The organism is Flavobacterium crassostreae, assembly GCF_001831475.1.
In the GTDB taxonomy this organism is placed as follows: Bacteria; Bacteroidota; Bacteroidia; order Flavobacteriales; family Flavobacteriaceae; genus Flavobacterium; species Flavobacterium crassostreae.
On sequence record NZ_CP017688.1, the window covers coordinates 172,702 to 190,399 of the forward strand.

General features: G+C 38.1%; 16 protein-coding genes and 2 tRNA genes. 10 read left to right on the forward strand and 8 right to left on the reverse strand.

The features are described from left to right. Window positions 1-56: 56 nt before the first annotated feature. On the reverse strand, window positions 57-686 hold the full coding sequence (rsmG, locus tag LB076_RS00845) for a 16S rRNA (guanine(527)-N(7))-methyltransferase RsmG (protein WP_066336192.1): 630 nt from the start codon (window positions 684-686) through the stop codon (window positions 57-59). A gap of 115 nt (window positions 687-801) precedes the next feature. Between rsmG and LB076_RS00850 the strand changes: the two genes are divergently transcribed. The 4 genes from LB076_RS00850 to LB076_RS00870 all read left to right on the forward strand — a co-directional run bounded on the left by LB076_RS00850 (window position 802) and on the right by LB076_RS00870 (window position 5,799). Continuing rightward, window positions 802-1,899 (forward strand): fatty acid desaturase family protein, encoded by a 1,098-nt coding sequence (locus LB076_RS00850; protein WP_066336190.1) that lies wholly within the window; start codon window positions 802-804, stop codon window positions 1,897-1,899. Between the two features lie 61 nt (window positions 1,900-1,960). After that, window positions 1,961-3,148, forward strand: coding sequence for a pyridoxal phosphate-dependent aminotransferase (locus LB076_RS00855; RefSeq protein WP_066336187.1), 1,188 nt, complete (start codon window positions 1,961-1,963; stop codon window positions 3,146-3,148). A 302-nt stretch (window positions 3,149-3,450) separates the two neighbouring features. Next, a complete protein-coding gene (locus tag LB076_RS00860; protein WP_066336184.1) occupies window positions 3,451-3,903 on the forward strand; it encodes a ferritin-like domain-containing protein in 453 nt (150 codons plus the stop codon). A gap of 354 nt (window positions 3,904-4,257) precedes the next feature. Beyond that, window positions 4,258-5,799: a S28 family serine protease gene (locus LB076_RS00870; protein WP_066336179.1), complete on the forward strand. Its 1,542-nt coding sequence runs from the start codon at window positions 4,258-4,260 to the stop codon at window positions 5,797-5,799. A gap of 123 nt (window positions 5,800-5,922) precedes the next feature. Here the strand turns inward: LB076_RS00870 and LB076_RS00875 are convergent, their stop codons facing one another. Continuing rightward, window positions 5,923-6,786, reverse strand: a complete 864-nt coding sequence (locus LB076_RS00875; protein ID WP_066336177.1) for a helix-turn-helix domain-containing protein — start codon at window positions 6,784-6,786, stop codon at window positions 5,923-5,925. Window positions 6,787-6,873: 87 nt separating this feature from the next. On the opposite strand from LB076_RS00875, the gene LB076_RS00880 reads away from it, so the two are divergent. From LB076_RS00880 to fabD, 3 genes are all read left to right on the forward strand, one after another. Beyond that, window positions 6,874-7,236: a DUF983 domain-containing protein gene (locus LB076_RS00880; RefSeq protein WP_066336175.1), complete on the forward strand. Its 363-nt coding sequence runs from the start codon at window positions 6,874-6,876 to the stop codon at window positions 7,234-7,236. A 140-nt stretch (window positions 7,237-7,376) separates the two neighbouring features. Then, entirely contained in the window at window positions 7,377-8,093 is a 717-nt protein-coding gene (locus tag LB076_RS00885) for a pirin family protein (RefSeq protein WP_066336173.1), read from the forward strand. A gap of 207 nt (window positions 8,094-8,300) precedes the next feature. Further along, complete coding sequence (gene fabD / locus LB076_RS00890) at window positions 8,301-9,176, forward strand: ACP S-malonyltransferase (RefSeq protein ID WP_066336170.1); 876 nt, start codon at window positions 8,301-8,303, stop codon at window positions 9,174-9,176. A gap of 110 nt (window positions 9,177-9,286) precedes the next feature. Here the strand turns inward: fabD and galE are convergent, their stop codons facing one another. Together galE and LB076_RS00900 are read right to left on the reverse strand one after the other, a co-directional pair. After that, window positions 9,287-10,303, reverse strand: coding sequence for a UDP-glucose 4-epimerase GalE (gene galE / locus LB076_RS00895; protein ID WP_066336166.1), 1,017 nt, complete (start codon window positions 10,301-10,303; stop codon window positions 9,287-9,289). A gap of 43 nt (window positions 10,304-10,346) precedes the next feature. Further along, complete coding sequence (locus LB076_RS00900; protein ID WP_066336164.1) at window positions 10,347-11,477, reverse strand: DegT/DnrJ/EryC1/StrS family aminotransferase; 1,131 nt, start codon at window positions 11,475-11,477, stop codon at window positions 10,347-10,349. Between the two features lie 179 nt (window positions 11,478-11,656). Between LB076_RS00900 and LB076_RS00905 the strand changes: the two genes are divergently transcribed. Both LB076_RS00905 and LB076_RS00910 read left to right on the forward strand, forming a co-directional pair. Then, window positions 11,657-12,898, forward strand: a complete 1,242-nt coding sequence (locus LB076_RS00905; RefSeq protein ID WP_066336424.1) for a 3-deoxy-D-manno-octulosonic acid transferase — start codon at window positions 11,657-11,659, stop codon at window positions 12,896-12,898. A 398-nt stretch (window positions 12,899-13,296) separates the two neighbouring features. Next, window positions 13,297-13,521, forward strand: coding sequence for a hypothetical protein (locus LB076_RS00910; RefSeq protein WP_066336163.1), 225 nt, complete (start codon window positions 13,297-13,299; stop codon window positions 13,519-13,521). A 107-nt stretch (window positions 13,522-13,628) separates the two neighbouring features. Here LB076_RS00910 and LB076_RS00915 read toward each other — a convergent pair whose 3' ends face one another. The 4 genes from LB076_RS00915 to mutS form a co-directional block, all read right to left on the reverse strand. Continuing rightward, entirely contained in the window at window positions 13,629-13,976 is a 348-nt protein-coding gene (locus LB076_RS00915; RefSeq protein WP_066336161.1) for a YegP family protein, read from the reverse strand. Window positions 13,977-14,065: 89 nt separating this feature from the next. Beyond that, a tRNA-Leu gene (locus LB076_RS00920) sits at window positions 14,066-14,151 on the reverse strand. 78 nt (window positions 14,152-14,229) lie between these two features. Further along, window positions 14,230-14,302: transfer RNA gene (locus LB076_RS00925), tRNA-Gly, on the reverse strand. A gap of 129 nt (window positions 14,303-14,431) precedes the next feature. After that, on the reverse strand, window positions 14,432-17,044 hold the full coding sequence (gene mutS, locus LB076_RS00930; protein WP_066336159.1) for a DNA mismatch repair protein MutS: 2,613 nt from the start codon (window positions 17,042-17,044) through the stop codon (window positions 14,432-14,434). A gap of 160 nt (window positions 17,045-17,204) precedes the next feature. On the opposite strand from mutS, the gene LB076_RS00935 reads away from it, so the two are divergent. After that, complete coding sequence (locus tag LB076_RS00935; protein WP_066336156.1) at window positions 17,205-17,639, forward strand: DUF1573 domain-containing protein; 435 nt, start codon at window positions 17,205-17,207, stop codon at window positions 17,637-17,639. Window positions 17,640-17,698 lie beyond the last annotated feature (59 nt).

The window sequence follows — 17,698 nt, forward strand, 5'->3', positions numbered from 1 at the left end:
TAGATTCGGCTTTTTGTTTTATCTTTCTCTAACAAATATGCCTTTTAGCTTTAAGACTATACCACAAACTTTAAGGGCAAATGCACCACTTTTTTGGTTTCAAAAAACGCATCCTCAAAAAAATCGGCTAGATTATATTGAGTTGCTTTTGGAAAATCTTCTAACTCTTGGGTCAAATCGCCTCCTTTTAGGTACAAAATCCCGTTTTTCAAAGCGTGTTTGTGTTGTTTTTTGATTTTAGTTTTAACCCAAGAAACAAAATCCGGCATATTGGTAACGGCACGACTTACAATAAAATCAAAATCTCCCTTAACATGCTCTGCACGCAGTTGTTCGGCCTTAACATTTTTTAATCCTAAAGCATCTACCACCCCTTGAACCACTTTAATTTTTTTGGCAATAACATCAATCAAATAAAAACGCGTGTCTGGAAAAAGAATAGCCAAAGGAATGCCTGGAAACCCACCACCGGTTCCAACATCTAGAACATAGGCTCCGGGTTCAAACTTCATTATTTTGGCAATCCCTAAAGAATGTAAAACATGTTTGGTATATAAGGCATCTATATCTTTTCTAGAAATAACATTTATTTTTTCATTCCAGTCATGGTATAAAAAATCTAATTTTTCAAATTGCTCTTTTTGAATATCCGTTAAATCAGGAAAATACTTTAAAATCTCGTCCATCGTATTATTTTTTTAACAAAAGTACTCATTTTAATACTTAAATAAATAACTCCATTTTGCAGAGTTGAAAATTTTAATATTTATCTTTGGAACTTATTACAACTTTATATTTTATATGAATACAAATGCCCCAACTTTTCCAAGACACGATGCCTTAAAGTTTTTTAAAATTTTAAACAGCCGTGTAAACGATTATTTTAAAGAAAACAATCTTAAAAAAACAGGAAACTGGAGGTTGCATTTAAAAACCTTAGTAATGTTTACGCTATTCTTAGCACCTTACTTTCTATTGCTAGTCTACACAACGATTCCTTTTTGGTTGCATCTTGTATTAAGTGTAGTTATCGGTATCGGTATGGCAGGAGTTGGCATGAACGTTATGCATGATGGCAACCACGGATCCTATTCTAGCAAACCCTGGCTAAACAAAATCATGGGCGGAAGCATTTATATTCTGGCAGGCAATGTCTATAACTGGCAAGTACAACACAATGTATTGCACCACACCTACACCAACATACCAGGTCATGACGAAGACCTAGATGCCGGACGAGTAATCCGTTTTACCAAACATGCAGAGTGGAGTACATTTCATAAATTCCAACACTATTACGCTATAATTCTTTATGGACTACTAACCATCAACTGGTCTCTAACTACTGATTTTAAACAAATGGGAGGGTACCTCAAAAGAAAACTATCCTACGGCTCCGCCCCTAATCCTACCAATTTATGGATTGGATTAGTACTATCTAAAATTGTATATTTTGCTTTTTGGCTCGTAATACCTATGTTGTTTATAACATGGTGGAAAGTCTTAATTGGTTTTTTTGTGATGCATTATACAGCAGGATTAATCCTAAGTTTGGTCTTTCAATTGGCACACGTAGTAGAAGAAACCGAAAACCCAATGCCAAATGAACTTAACGAAATGGACAACACCTGGGCAATACACCAGCTCTACACCACTACCAATTTTGCACCCAAAAACTGGTTGCTCAACTATTATACCGGAGGATTAAACCACCAAATAGAACACCATTTATACCCCAACATTAGCCACGTACACTATGGCAAAATTGCAGATTTTGTAAAACAAACCGCAAAAGAATGTGACCTACCCTATTTAGAATACAAAACCATGACCAGCGCACTAATTGCCCATATCAAACACCTCAAAGACTTAGGTCAAAACCCCGCTTTGACTGTATAATTTCAGACAAAAGCAACCCCTTATATACAATAGCAAAAAAATAACTACAACAAGCATTAAGATGAATCCACTTTCAGACAGAATCAACAATTTATCCACGTCGCAAACCCTAGCAATGGCGGCATTAGCAAGAGAACTAAAAGCACAAGGCAAAGATATAATTAGTTTAAGTCTAGGAGAACCAGACTTCAACACACCCGATTTTATCAAAGAAGCCGCAAAATTAGCCATTGACCAAAACTACAGCACCTACTCTCCAGTAGAAGGATATGGCGAACTCAAAGAAGCCATTTGCCGAAAATTCAAAAGAGACAACAACCTTGACTACCAACCCGCACAAATTGTCGTTTCTACAGGAGCAAAACAATCCTTATACAACATTGCACAAGTACTATTAAATAACGGCGACGAAGTAATTTTGCCTGCACCATATTGGGTTTCCTATTTTGAAATCATCAAACTATCCGGAGGTATTCCCGTAGAAGTACCAACCTCAATAGAGAGTGACTTTAAAATCACACCCGCACAACTAGAGGCTGCCATCACACCCAAAACAAAAATGATGTGGTTCAGCTCGCCATGCAACCCAAGCGGATCCGTATACAGCAGAGAAGAACTAACCGCCCTAGCCAAAGTATTAGAAAAACACCCACAAATATATGTAGTTGCCGATGAAATATACGAGCACATCAACTTTTCAGGCACCTTTTGCAGCATTGCCTCCATACCTGGCATGCTAGACAAAACCATCACCGTAAACGGAGTAGCAAAAGCCTTTGCCATGACCGGATGGAGAATCGGATACATAGGCGCCCCCGAATTTATTGCCAAAGCCTGCACCAAAATCCAAGGCCAAGTAACCTCAGGCGCCAACAGCATCGCACAACGCGCCACCATAACCGCCCTAGATGCAGACCCAAGCGTTTTAAAACACATGGTAAACGCCTTCCATAGCCGCAGAGATCTAGTAGTTGGATTACTACAAGACATCCCAGGCATAAAAATCAACGTACCCGAGGGCGCCTTTTACGTCTTCCCAGACGTATCGTCATTCTTCGGAAAAACATTAAACGGAACCGAAATCAAAAACGCAATGGATTTATCGATGTACCTTTTGGCCCAAGCCAATGTAGCAACCGTAACAGGAGATGCTTTTGGTAACCCAAACTGCATCCGTTTTTCTTACGCAACCAGCGATGCTATTTTAAAAGAAGCTTTAAAAAGAATCAAAGACGCCCTAGCACACTAGCCAAAGCACCCCCATACAAGTCAATACCTGACTTACCAACACACAAATGCCTCCAGATTTCTAAATCTAGAGGCATTTTTTATTTGGGCGTGCCAACACCTAAAAAAGGGGCTTACCCAAATTGCGGCCACAAAGCCCCTCTTTTAGGTGCTGTCGGGCTATCCGCGCTACTTCGGTAGCTAGCTCCTATCCCTCACGCAATCCTACAATTTTGCAACAAAAGTCAAAAATAATATAAAACAAAATCCTTAGACTCCTCCCATCTTTGTATTGTATTAAATAACCAACTAAAAACATTAATCATGACAAACACAGACGACAAAAGAAACGAAATCACCAGCACCCTCGAAGGATTAATTGCCATTCTAGAAGACGGAAAATTAGGCTACACCAACGCCGCAGAACACGTAGAGGACCCTGCCATGCAAACCGAATTCACACAATACGCCAGAGAACGAGCATTATTCATTGTAGAACTACAAGACGAAATCAACAAAATAGGCAAATCTACAGACACCTCAGGAGGCGATCCCTTGGGAGCACTACACCGCGCTTGGATAGACATCAAATCCACCTTTACTAGCGGAGATACAGAAGCCATCATCAACGCCTGTATAACCGGAGAAGAAGCCGCAATTGAAAAGTACGAAACAGCATTACAAAACCAAAACCTACAACCCGCTCAAAAAGCAGTAGTAGCTAAACAACTAAATAGCATACAAGCTATTTTAATGAAATTAAACCTAAACAGTTAATTAGTTACTAACTCAAACGCCAAAAATTAGTAAACACTACCTCAAGGAACCTCCTTGGGGTATTTTATTTTTGTACCAAAAAATCCAATCCAAATCCAAATCTATCCTGCTAATTAGTTCTTTTTTAATCCCACAGAGTTCCCTAGCCCACAGCAACAAGCCCTCTAAAAATAAGGCCAGAACAGCTCTTAAACACCAACAACCAAGTACAACCAAAGTAATCTTAACTATTTATTACAACGATATTTAACCTCAAAAACTGGATAAAATAACACCATTAAAAGATAAAATAACAACTCTTTGCTAGCAACTAGATCCCTACATTTAAAAAATATTTAACAATACTATCTTAAAATGAAAAAAATACAACATCTAATACTCTTATCCTTTTTGCTCTTAAGCACCTATTGCATCCAAGGACAAAACCTAAAAACAAAACTAGAAAATTTATTTCCAGAAGCTACCATCACCTCCATAAACAACCTGAGTGGCTATTCGGAGTCCTTTCAATTAATCTTAAAGCAACCTCTAGACCACCAACACCCAGAAAAAGGAACCTTTGACCATTATATATATCTTTCGCATCTGGATTACAACAAACCCATGGTTATAGAAACCCATGGTTATGACACCCGAAACATCAAAAGCGAAGTTAGTCAGTTGCTAAACACCAACCAAGTAGCCGTAGAATACCGGTTTTATGGCCAATCCAGACCCAATCCAATACCTTGGGAATATTTAACCAATGACCAAGCATCGGCAGATTATCATGCCATAGCGGTGAAATTAAAAGAGTTATACAAAGGCATCTGGATCTCTACCGGAATCAGTAAAGGTGGAGAAACAGCCTTAATTTATAAATCAAAATACCCCAATGATGTAAGCATTAGCGTGCCCTATGTAGCACCCATAATCAACACCCTAGAAGATACCAGAACCAATGACCGCATCAACACCAATGGTACGGCTAGTTGTAGGGCAAAAATCGTAGAATTTCAAAGAGCCATTTTACAAAATAGAGCTGCCATCATGACCCAGTTTAGAAACTATGCCACCTATTACGGCATAACTTACAATGAGGTATCCATGGACGAGGCGCTAGAATATTCCGTACTAGAATTTCCTTTTTCGTTTTGGCAATGGGGACATAGCTGTAGCGCGATACCCTCTAAAACAGCTTCGGCAACAACCCTTTTTAATTACTTAAATCAAGTAGCAGGAGTAGATTTTTACGGAGATTATCAATACGAAAAATACCTACCTTCCTTTTACCAACACATGGCAGAACTGGGCTATTATGGCTTTGATTTTACTCCAGTAAAAGACTTACTAACAGTAGTCACCTCTACATCTAATAATAGATTTGCACCCAAAAACACTCCAGCATACAATCCAAACTACATCAAAGAAGTCCGTAATTATCTAGAAACAAAAGGGGAAAAAATAATGTATATTCACGGCGGATTAGACCCATGGGGAGCTTGTTTAGTAAATCCAAACACCTCCTTAGATTACAAAATAATGACTTTGACCGGCGGAAGTCACGGAACCCGAATTGGGAGTTTTCCCTCTTCAGATCAAACCATGATGATCACCACCCTGAACCGCTGGCTAAACGAAGCGACTTTAGGCGTTACAAATCCCGCTTTGGAACATTCGGAAATCCTGATTTATAGCCCCGAAAAGGATGGTTTATATACCCTAAAAACCAACAAACCAAACCAAAGCTACACAGTAAAGGTGTTCAATGCATTAGGGCAACTTGTTTTAGAAAAAAACAAATCCGAACAAGCCACCACAAGCATTGATCTTAGAGACAAACAAAGCGGTATGTATCTTTTTAAAATAAAATTCACTGCTAATGGCACCGAAATAGTCAAAAAAGTAATTCGATAAATTTGTTTAAAATACTATAAAAAAGGGTTGGTAAAATACGGTATTTTACCAACCCTTTTTTTGTAGCTATTCCGGTGGTTTTTTTACGTATCTACTAAAAACTAGTAGCAACCATTAGTTAAATTATTCTCTCTGTGTTCGAAACACCTTTGGAGTCTTGCCTGTGTGTTTTTTAAACAAACGCACAAAATAAGAGTAATCTTCGTAACCTAAATGGTTTGCAATTTCATTTACCGTTAGGTTTTTGTCCATCAGCATGCGCTTGGCCTCTAATACCACTCGTTGCGCGATTACTTCGGTTGTGGTTTTTTGCAACATTTCGTTACAAATCCTGTTGAGATGTTTGAGACTAATATTGAGCGCATTGGCATAAAACGAAGCTGTTTTTTCTTGGGCAAATTTAGCTTCCAACAACTGCCCTAATTGTTTTATTTTACCCATATATGCGGGTGCATGTACTCCTCCAGAATCCTGGTATTTTCGGGCCAGCTCTATATGTATAATATCCAATAAATTCAAAATTTTATCTTGCGCAAAATTTTTAGGAGCCTGACTCTCTAAAAGCATCATTTTGAACAAAGGCTCCAATGCTTCGGACTCGGTTGCACTCAAAACAATCTCCGATTTGGTATGCGCCGAATAATAAAAAGCAAAGCCATCTAGATCTTTTTGTCCAAAATACAAATTATACATCTCTGGAGAGTAAAAAACCACATATCCCTCTATATCCTCAGATAAACTCCAGTGATGCATTTGCCCTGGCTGCAACACAAATACACGATGAGGCTGGATGTTGTATGTATTAAAATCAACATTGTGCGTGCCAGAACCAGCGGTAAAAAACACCAAAACATAAAAATCATGACGGTGCGGTTGCTCTACAAACCGATGCGTTATTAAATGGTTTTTGAAGGTATTGATATAAAAATCACTGTTGACCGAATTACAATTAAAGCGCTGAATACTATAAACAGGATATTTTTTCATTTCAAAAATGTCTTTATTGTGCTATAACTAGCGAAGATATAAAATACCTCCCACAGAACCACAGCGTACCTTTGTAAAAAAAACAAAATGGCAACTACATTAGTTCATATTCTAAACAACACCTGCCCTCACTGCCATGTAGGCAAGGTTTTTGACGAAAAAAATATATTTTTAAATATTGGTTTTCCAAAGATGCATCCTACTTGCTCCCATTGCCACCATAAATTTGAAAAAGAGCCCGGTTATTTTTTTGGCGCCATGTATATCAGTTATGGATTAACTGTAGCCCAAGCTATTGCAACCTATATAATAGCCCAATTTTTCTTTCCGGTAGCATTTGATCTAAGAATCATTCCTATTATTGCTTTGGTAATCCTTGCTTTGGCCTCTTTCAACATTCGTTTTTCGAGGCTATTATGGATCTATATGTTCAAAAATTATTCTATGTAAAAAACACCTCTACAAAAGTGTATTCTGTTTTGGGTTAGGCAAACCAAATTGGAGTTAATTCTTTTTTAACACCCCAATTTAAGCCTAATTTGTAATTCAAAATGTAAATTTGTGCTTTACACATAAATCCCTTTATACCAATGAAAAACACAGTACTACACAAAGCAAACACCAGAGGCCATGCGGACCATGGATGGCTAAATGCCTACCATAGTTTTAGTTTTGGAAGCTGGTTCCATCCCGATAGAGTGCAATTTGGGGCGCTACGGGTTTTAAACGACGATACTATTGCTGGCGGAATGGGTTTTGGAACCCACCCTCACAATAATATGGAGATCGTCACCATTCCGCTTGAGGGAGATTTGGCACACAAAGACAGTATGGGAAATGCCCAAACGATTCCAACTGGTAGCATTCAGGCAATGAGTGCTGGTACTGGTGTGGAACATAGTGAGTTTAATCCCAATGCCAACCAACCCACCAAACTCTTGCAAATTTGGGTTTTTCCGAATACAAAAAACGTAGCGCCACGCTACCAACAAATAGATATAAACCCAGAGGACAGACACCAAAAATTTCAACAAATTCTTTCTCCTAATCCAGAGGACGAAGGGGTTTGGATCCATCAAGAGGCGTGGTTTCATTTGGGCAAATTAGATTCGGGAAGCACGCATACCTATGCTTTAAAAAAACAAGGCAATGGCGTTTATGCTTTTATCCTTTCGGGAAAAGGGACTATTAATGGCCAAAAACTAGAAACAAGAGATGGTTTTGGAATCTGGAACACCGCTACGTTGGAGATAGAAACCCAGACCAAGATGGAAATTTTGTTGATAGAAGTTCCGATGGATTACTAATCTGGAAGGTAATTATTTGAAATTCGGGATAGTATCTCTAGCCCTGATGGAAGCAAAAATCCTTTAAGGCCAGGGTTTGGCCTTAAAGATTGTAGCGTACAGCAGGAGGGATTGCTCTTGCAAAGAAACAAAAGTTGGTGCTCCTAAAAAAAATAGTATTTTTGCCTCCGATTTAATTAGAAGATCTTTAATTTTTAAATAAGATAAATGAAAGCATATGTATTTCCAGGTCAAGGCGCACAGTTTACAGGAATGGGCAAAGAGGTGTACCAAAACAGTCCACTAGCAAAGGAATTATTTGAAAAAGCAAACGAAATATTGGGATTCCGAATCACGGATATCATGTTTGAAGGAACGGCGGAAGAATTAAAAGAAACTAAGGTTACACAACCTGCGGTGTTTTTGCATTCGGTTATTTTGGCTAAAACTTTGGGAGCAGATTTTAAACCCGAAATGGTGGCTGGGCATTCGCTTGGAGAGTTTTCGGCGTTGGTTGCCAATGGTGTTTTGTCTTTTGAGGATGGTTTAAAACTGGTTTCGCAACGTGCTTTAGCTATGCAAAAAGCGTGTGAGATCAAGCCCTCAACCATGGCTGCGGTTCTAGGATTGGCGGATTTGGTGGTAGAACAGGTTTGTGCAACTATACCGGGTGTGGTTGTGGCTGCAAACTACAATTGTCCGGGGCAGTTGGTGATTTCGGGCGAAACTACTGCCGTAGAAGCGGCTTGTGTAGCCATGAAGGAAGCTGGCGCAAAAAGAGCTTTGGTATTGCCTGTAGGTGGTGCTTTTCATTCGCCTATGATGGAACCTGCTAGAGAAGAATTGGCTGCAGCTATTGAGGCAACTACATTTTCTACTCCTATTTGTCCCGTTTATCAAAATGTGACTGCTACTGCGGTATCGGATCCAGAACAGATCAAGAAAAATTTAATTATTCAGTTGACTGCTCCAGTAAAATGGACGCAATCTGTGCAACAAATGATTGCCGATGGTGCCACTTTGTTTACGGAAGTTGGCCCCGGAAAGGTATTGGCTGGTTTGATTGGCAAGATTAATAAAGATGCCGTAACGGCAAATGCCTAGCATTTCAGGAACTAGTTGCTGAATATTGGTATCCCTAAAACAAATATCCCCAACTATCTATATTATTGACAGTTGGGGATATTTGTGTTTATAAGGTTTTGTGCAGAACTTTAGTTGTTCCGAACTTTTTGCTCCCATTTCCAAGCGCTTTCCATTGCTTGCTCTAGCGTGAAGGTTGCTTTCCAGCCTAAGATTGCATTTGCTTTGTCTGTATTGGCATATGCTTGGGTGATATCTCCTTCTCTACGGGCTACTAATTTGTAGGGTAGTTTTTGGTTGCTTACTTTTTCAAAAGCATGGATTACTTCTAGAACGGAGCTTCCGGTACCGGTGCCAAGATTAAAAACCTCTACTTTTTGTTGGTTTTTTTGATCCAATAGCCTCTGTAAGGCAATAACATGGGCTTTTGCCAAATCTACTACATGGATATAATCTCGTACTGCGGTTCCGTCTGTTGTTGGGTAATCACTTCCGTAAACGGATAACTCGTTGCGTAATCCTATTGCGGTTTGTGTGATAAAAGGAACTAAATTTTGAGGTACTCCCAGAGGTAGTTCTCCTATTTCTGCGGAAGGATGGGAACCAACAGGGTTAAAATAACGCAACAAAATAGCATTAATATTGGTAACCTTAGCGGTATCTATAATAATTTCTTCCCCTATTTGTTTGGTGTTTCCGTAGGGAGACATGGCTCTTTGTATGGGTGCATCTTCGGTAATGGGCATTTTTTCGGCTTGACCATACACCGTACAAGAGGAACTAAAAATAATGCTCGCGCGGTCTTTTTTGTCTAGCTCTTGCAAAAGATACACTAGTGCATTTAGGTTGTTTTCGTAATACAATAACGGATTTTGAACACTCTCTCCCACGGCTTTGGAAGCCGCAAAATGGATCACGCCCGTAATATCGCGATGTCTATTAAAAAAATCTTGTACTTTGGCTTTTTCTCTTAAATCTAATTTTTCAAAACTAGGCACTTTGCCTGTTATGGCCTCAATTCCTTCTAAAACTTCTAATGAGCTGTTAGACAAGTCATCTATGATTACTACCCCAAAACCTTGGTTTTGCAATTCTACAACGGTATGAGAACCTATAAACCCTAAACCTCCTGTTACTAATATCTTCATTTTGTTATTTTTAAAACCAATACTGGATCTTGGTTGGGATTCGCTATTTTAAAAACTCTAAAACGCTTTCTGTTATAAATTGTATTTGCTCGCCATCTAATTCTGTGTGCATCGGCAAAGACAACACTTCTTGAACCAATTGGTTGGTTACCGGAAAATCTTTTTCGTGGTAGCGGCTATCTGCATACGCCTTTTGAGAATGCAACGGAATTGGGTAATAAATAGCACACGGAATTCCTTTGTTTATTAGGTGCTGCATCAGACCGTTTCTGTCTGCATCTATAATTCGTAAGGTGTATTGATGAAATACATGGCAATCGCAATCTCCACAAATTTGTGGCGCTATAATGTTTTTGTGGCCTTCAAATGCCATAGAATATTTTCTGGCTGCATCTTGTCTGGCGCTATTGTATGCGTCTAACAAGGGTAATTTTGCGTTTAAAACCGCTGCTTGAATGCTATCCAAACGGGAGTTTACACCTACTACATCATGGTGGTATCTTTCATACATACCATGATTTACGATACCACGCAAGGTATGTGCTAGAGCATCATCGTTAGTAAAAATGGCACCGCCATCTCCGTAACAACCTAGGTTTTTGGACGGAAAAAATGAGGTTGCTCCAACATGCCCTATGGTTCCTGCTTTTTGCTTGGTTCCGTCTGTAGATTTGCAATTGGCTCCAATGGCTTGTGCATTGTCTTCAATAACGTACAAATTATGCTTTTTGGCTAGTGCCATAATTGCCTCCATGTTGGCTGCACGACCAAACAAATGCACGGGAACAATGGCCTTGGTTTTTGGTGTGATGGCTTTTTGGATCGCTTCCAAAGAAATATTCATGTTGTGCATCTCTACATCTACTAACACTGGAGTTAGTTGCAATAAGGCAATTACCTCAACGGTTGCTGCAAATGTAAAATCGGCTGTAATTACTTCGTCTCCGGGTTGCAAACCTAACCCCATCATGGCAATTTGTAGCGCATCGGTACCATTGGCACACGGAATTACGTGTTTAACTCCCAGATACGTTTCTAATGATTTTTGAAATTTGTGCACCTCAGGCCCATTGATATACGCATTGGTATCTAAAACCTCTTGGATAGAAACAGTTACCGTTTCTTTTATTTTATCGTATTGACTTTTTAAGTCAACCATCTGTATTTTTTTCATGCAATAAAAGTTATATGCAACAAAATTAAGAATTAATAGCTAGAATAAATTCAGAATACCTTTTTTATTTAAATCTAAACCAGCACCTCTTAAATTGCTTGCAAAACCAAAAGCCATAACACCTTTAATGACTAAAAATAAATATAAATATGTATTTTAGCCTTCCTAAAAATAACCCCATGTTTTTTATTTACAACGCCTTCGTTTTTCTAGTTTCTAAAATTCTAAATATAGTTGCTCTTTGCAACCCAAAAATAAACCTTTTTGTAAAAGGCAGAACCGTTGTTTTTAAAACTTTAGAACAAAAAATACAATCCAACGATCCAACCATTTGGTTTCATGCCGCTTCTTTAGGAGAATATGAGCAAGGGCTGCCCGTTATGGAGGCCGTCAAAGCAACCTATCCGGATCATAAAATTGTACTTAGCTTTTTTTCTCCTTCGGGATATGAAGTCCGTAAAAACAATTCTGTGGCAGACGCTACGGTTTACCTGCCCTTGGATAGCGCACAAAATGCCAAAAAATTTCTAGATTTGGTGCGCCCGGAATTTGTTTTCTTTATCAAATACGAATATTGGCCCAATTATTTGAACGAATTAAAAAAACGGCACATCCAAACCTACTTAATCTCTGGAATATTCCGAAAAAACCAAGCTTTTTTTAAATGGTATGGTGGTTTTTACCGCAAGGCGTTAGATGCCTTTACGTACTTTTTTGTACAAAACGAAAGTTCTAAAAAACGACTCCTAACATTGGGCAAAACAAATGTTGCTGTTTCTGGTGATACGCGCTTTGATCGTGTTGCTACACTTTTAGAAAAAAATAATACCCTGGATTTTATAGCTTCTTTTAAAAACAATGCCCTGACCATTGTTATAGGAAGCTCTTGGCCCAAAGACGAAAATATCTGGGTAGAATACATTAACCATTGCCCAGACAACGTGAAATTTATTATTGCGCCGCATAATATCAAAAAAGACGCAATCGCCGAATTAAAAACAAGCATCCAACGCAAAACGGTTTTATTTTCGGAAAAAGAAGGAAAAAACCTCGCAGCTTATAATGTGCTCTTGGTGGATACCATTGGCTTACTTACCAAAATTTACAGCTATGCGGATATTGCATATGTGGGTGGCGGATTTGGGAACCCAGGAGTACATAATATACTCGAACCAGCAACCTTTGGTGTTCCGGTACTGATTGGCCCAAACTACGCCCATTTTGCCGAAGCGGTAGCACTAGTTAATTTAGGTGGCTGCAAAAGCATTTTAAATCTAAAAGAGCTGCAAAAAGTAGTAGATGATTTGCTTTTAAACACCGCTTACCGTAGCGAAACTGGACACATTTGCAACACCTTTGTAACCATGAACAAAGGAGCAACAGCCATTATTATGAAAAATATAGATACAACCCATTTGTAAGCAAACACAAACAAACTCTTGACTTAGCCATCAAGCCATACATCCCGAGCCCAAAATACACCAATATCAAAGCCTAATCTTAGCAAAAACAAAAGGTTATTCCGCCTAAAAAAAAACAACCACTACACACCACTAAGCAATTCAAAAACAAGAAATTACCACCAAAAATTACCCGAAAAACAACGCTACCAACCGCCTTATAAAGCAACAAAAAACATCTTAAAATTTAAATCCTAAATTCTGTTTTTTGTTTTTATTTTTTTGACAGAAATTCACTATCTTTGACTAAGACAAAAAAGAAGAATTATTTTTCAAAAAAAAATTCAAAAAAAAATTTACATATCAAAAAATTTATATCTTTGCGTCGAATTAATAATTAACCTTTATATTAAATTAAGATGAAAAAAGTATTTTTAAGTTTAGCTGCTGTTGCTGTATTGACTGTTGTATCTTGTAAAAAAGCTGACGCTGCTGCTGAAGACGCTACTGCTGTAGTTGATTCTGCTGCTGTTGTTGTTGATTCTGCTGCTGCTGTAGTTGATTCTGCTGCTGTAGTTGTTGATTCTGCTGCTGCTGTAGCTACTGATGCTGCTGCAACTGCAACTGAAGCTGCTGCTCACTAATTAGAATTAAATTCTAAAATTAAAGCCATCCGCGAAAGCGAGATGGCTTTTTTATTGCAATCTTATTTTTGGAACAGAACCCCTTTTTTATTACCAAAAGAGCCTACTTAGTCTGTAAATTCAAAATAGTTATTTGAAAAATCCAATATCTCCGCTTTAGAGCCATATTTTACAATTTCGTCAATTCCTTTTTGAACCATTAATTCTGTACTGTATTTTCGACTTGTAGCCACCACTACCTCATCCAGAACTACTCTAAAAAAAAACCGGTCCTTACTGGTTTTAAACTTCACAAAAGAACAACTAGCAAAAGCCAATTTTAAACGTTCGGCATCTGCTTCACAATCCATCCGTAACTCATAAGCATTGCTTGTAAAGATTGTCTTTCCTTTTCTAGACATCAATTCAAACTTATAATCTCCGCTAAATCGTTTTGTAATTACCAAAGAAGCCATAGTACAGCGTATTGTTATTTTTAAATTAAATAATTTTTTTTGAAGACTTAAATTAAACAAAAAAAACCTCTTCTAAAGAAGAGGTTTTGTACTCAGAGCGGGACTTGAACCCGCACGAACATTGCTGTTCACTGGATTTTAAGTCCAGCGTGTCTACCAATTTCACCATCCGAGCATAATTTTATTTTAAAGTTTTGGTTTTTTATCCTTAAGAAAGACAAACCTAAAAGAACTCTAAACACTTGTGGTGTAGAGCGAAAAACGGGGCTCGAACCCGCGACCTCGACCTTGGCAAGGTCGCGCTCTACCAACTGAGCTATTTTCGCATTTTGTAAGCTTGCTATACATCCTGTGTATTGCGGTGGCAAATTTAAGACATTTATTCGATTAAACAAGCCTTTTAAACATAAATTTTTTAACTATTTTACAATGTGCTGAAAATCTATTAATTACAATTATTTATTTTTTTGGGTTAGCATTCTTTTTATCTCATTTAATTTCATCAGAGCTTCAATTGGCGTTATGGTGTCCACATCTAGGCTTAAAATTTCTTCTTTTATTTCTTCCAACAAAGGATCATCTAGGTTAAAAAAGCTCATTTGCACACTATCCTGGGCTTCTTTTACACCATGTAGAACTTCGTTAGAATGGTTTTTCTCTAGTTTTTTTAGGATTTTTTGCGCCTTTAGTAACACAATTTGAGGCATCCCTGCCATTTTAGCAACATGAATACCAAAACTATGCGCACTACCACCTTGGACTAATTTTCGGACAAAAAGAACGGTGTCTTTTAACTCCTTTACCGCGACGTTATAGTTTTGGATACGGGGCAATGTTGTGGTCATCTCGTTTAACTCATGGTAGTGGGTGGCAAAAAGCGTTTTGGGCCTTGAGGGATGCTCGTGCAAAAATTCTGCAATAGCCCAAGCAATGGATATTCCGTCATAGGTACTGGTTCCTCTACCTATTTCATCTAACAAAACCAAACTTCGTTCGGAAATATTATTCAAAATAGAAGCTGTTTCGTTCATTTCAACCATAAATGTTGACTCTCCCATAGAGATATTATCCGAAGCTCCTACTCTAGTGAATATCTTGTCTACAATACCCATTTTTAAATGCTCCGCCGGAACAAAACTTCCCATTTGTGCCAAAAGTACAATTAAGGCTGTTTGTCGTAAAATTGCTGATTTACCAGACATATTGGGGCCAGTTATCATAATTAACTGCTGGGTTTCGGGGTCTAAAAAAACATCGTTGGCAATATAGGGCACGCCAATTGGCAATTGTTTTTCAATAACAGGATGTCTTCCGTTTTTTATCTCTAAAATCACTGTTTCTGTTAATTCTGGACAGCTGTACTGGTTCTCGATAGCCAATTGAGTAAAGGAACACAAACAATCCAATTGAGCAATAAGAGATGCGTTTAATTGTACTGGTTTAATATAGGCAGCAATCCAGGCTACCAATTCTTCAAATAAGGCCGTTTCTATTTTATGTATTTTTTCTTCGGCACCTAAAATTTTAACTTCATATTCTTTTAATTCTTCGGTTATGTAGCGCTCTGCATTGACTAGCGTTTGTTTGCGAATCCATTCTGGAGGCACTTTGTCTTTATGGGTGTTTCTAACTTCTATGTAATATCCAAAGACGTTATTGAAAGAAATTTTTAAAGAACTAATACCTGTACGCTCGGATTCTCTAGCTTCAATTGCGTCTAAAAATTCTTTGCCAGAACTGGATATGGCGCGCAATTCATCTAATGTTGCACTGACTCCTGTAGCAATAGCATTTCCTTTGGCAACAGCCACAGGAGCATCTTGATTTAGGGTTGTTTTTATTTTTTCGCGTAGCAAATCACAATTATGCAGGCTATCTCCTATCCTTTTTACTGCCTCTTGCGGGCTAGACAAAGCCAACGTTTTTATGGGCAATATAGCATCCAAAGATTCTTTTAGATACACCACTTCGCGCGGAGAGACTTTGGCGGTGGCAATCTTGGATATTAAACGCTCTAGATCTGCAATTTGCTTAATTTGGTTTTGTATTTGCTGCAGCACAACTTGGTTGGCTTTCAAATAAGAAACAACCTCATGGCGTTGTTTTATTTTAGAAGGCTCTTTTAAGGGTAGTGCCAACCACCGTTTGAGCAACCGTCCTCCCATTGGCGAGAGGGTTTTGTCTATAACCTCTAATAAGGTAACGGCATTGGGGTTGTAACTATGGTATAATTCTAAATTCCGAATGGTAAAACGATCCATCCAAACATAAGCATCTTCGGCTATGCGCTGTAATGCTGTAATGTGCTGTAATTTGTTATGTTGGGTTTCAGACAAATAATACAAAATGGCTCCTGAGGCTATTATTCCTTCTTTTAAATCTTCTATTCCAAATCCTTTTAGAGAAACAGTTTGAAAATGTTTTGTAAGTATCTCGAAGGCATAATCTTGTTTGTAAACCCAATCTTCTAGATAAAAACTATGGTAATTCTCACCAAAGGCTTGTTTAAAATCTGCTTTGTTATTCTTAGAGACCAGAACTTCGGAAGGACTAAAATTTTGTAATAATTTATCTACATACTCTGCATTGCCTTGTGCTGTGAGAAACTCTCCGGTAGATACGTCTAAAAATGAAATCCCGATGCTTTTGGTGGTAAAATATAGGGATGCCAAAAAATTATTTGTTTTGGATTGCAAAACCTCATCATTCATGGATACTCCTGGAGTTACTAATTCTGTAACACCACGTTTGACAATGGTTTTAGTCATTTTTGGATCTTCTAGTTGGTCACAAATTGCCACCCGAAGCCCTGCTTTTACTAATTTAGGCAAATAGGTATTGATGGAATGGTGCGGGAAACCAGCAAGCGCAGTCTCGGTGGCAGATCCCGCACCTCGTTTGGTTAAGGTGATGCCCAGTATTTTGGAAGCCCGAACAGCATCTTCTCCAAAGGTTTCATAAAAATCCCCAACCCGAAACAACAAGCAAGCATCTGGATACTTTCTTTTAATTTCATTGTACTGTTTCATCAATGGGGTTTCTTTAACTACTTTATCTTTAGCTGCCAATTTTGTTTGTTTAAATGGTTGATTCTCTAAGCAGCGAATTTAATTATTAAATAGCAAAAAACAGGTACTTGCAAAAAATTAAACTTTTTTTAAGTAATTTTTAAGGTATTGGCATGATTTTTTCTTTAGATTTGTTTAAATAACTTTAACCACAATCAAAATGAAAAAAATACTTACAATTGCCATGCTAGTTGTTTTAGGGATAACAACTTCTCAAGCTCAAAAAACGATCAAAAAAGCAAAAACTACCACCACTAAAGTTGCAGGTGCAGGAATGGTGTTTGATAATGACACTATAGATTATGGAACTATTGCTCACAATGCCGATGGAAACCGTGAATTTGTTTTTACAAACAATGGAAAAAAACCTTTAATAATCACTAGCACACAAGGATCTTGTGGTTGTACGGTTCCTACGTCTCCAAAAGAACCAATTGCTCCAGGAAAAAAAGGAGTTATTGGAGTAAAATATGCCACCGATAGAGTTGGTCAATTTACCAAAGCAGTAACCGTAACTTCAAATGCAGAAGGGCAACCTACTAAAATACTTACCATCAAAGGAACAGTACTTGCAGAGGATGCTGCAAAAAACTAATAATTATTACACCACTTATACTAAAGCTTCCTTTAAAACCGGAAGCTTTTTTTTTATGA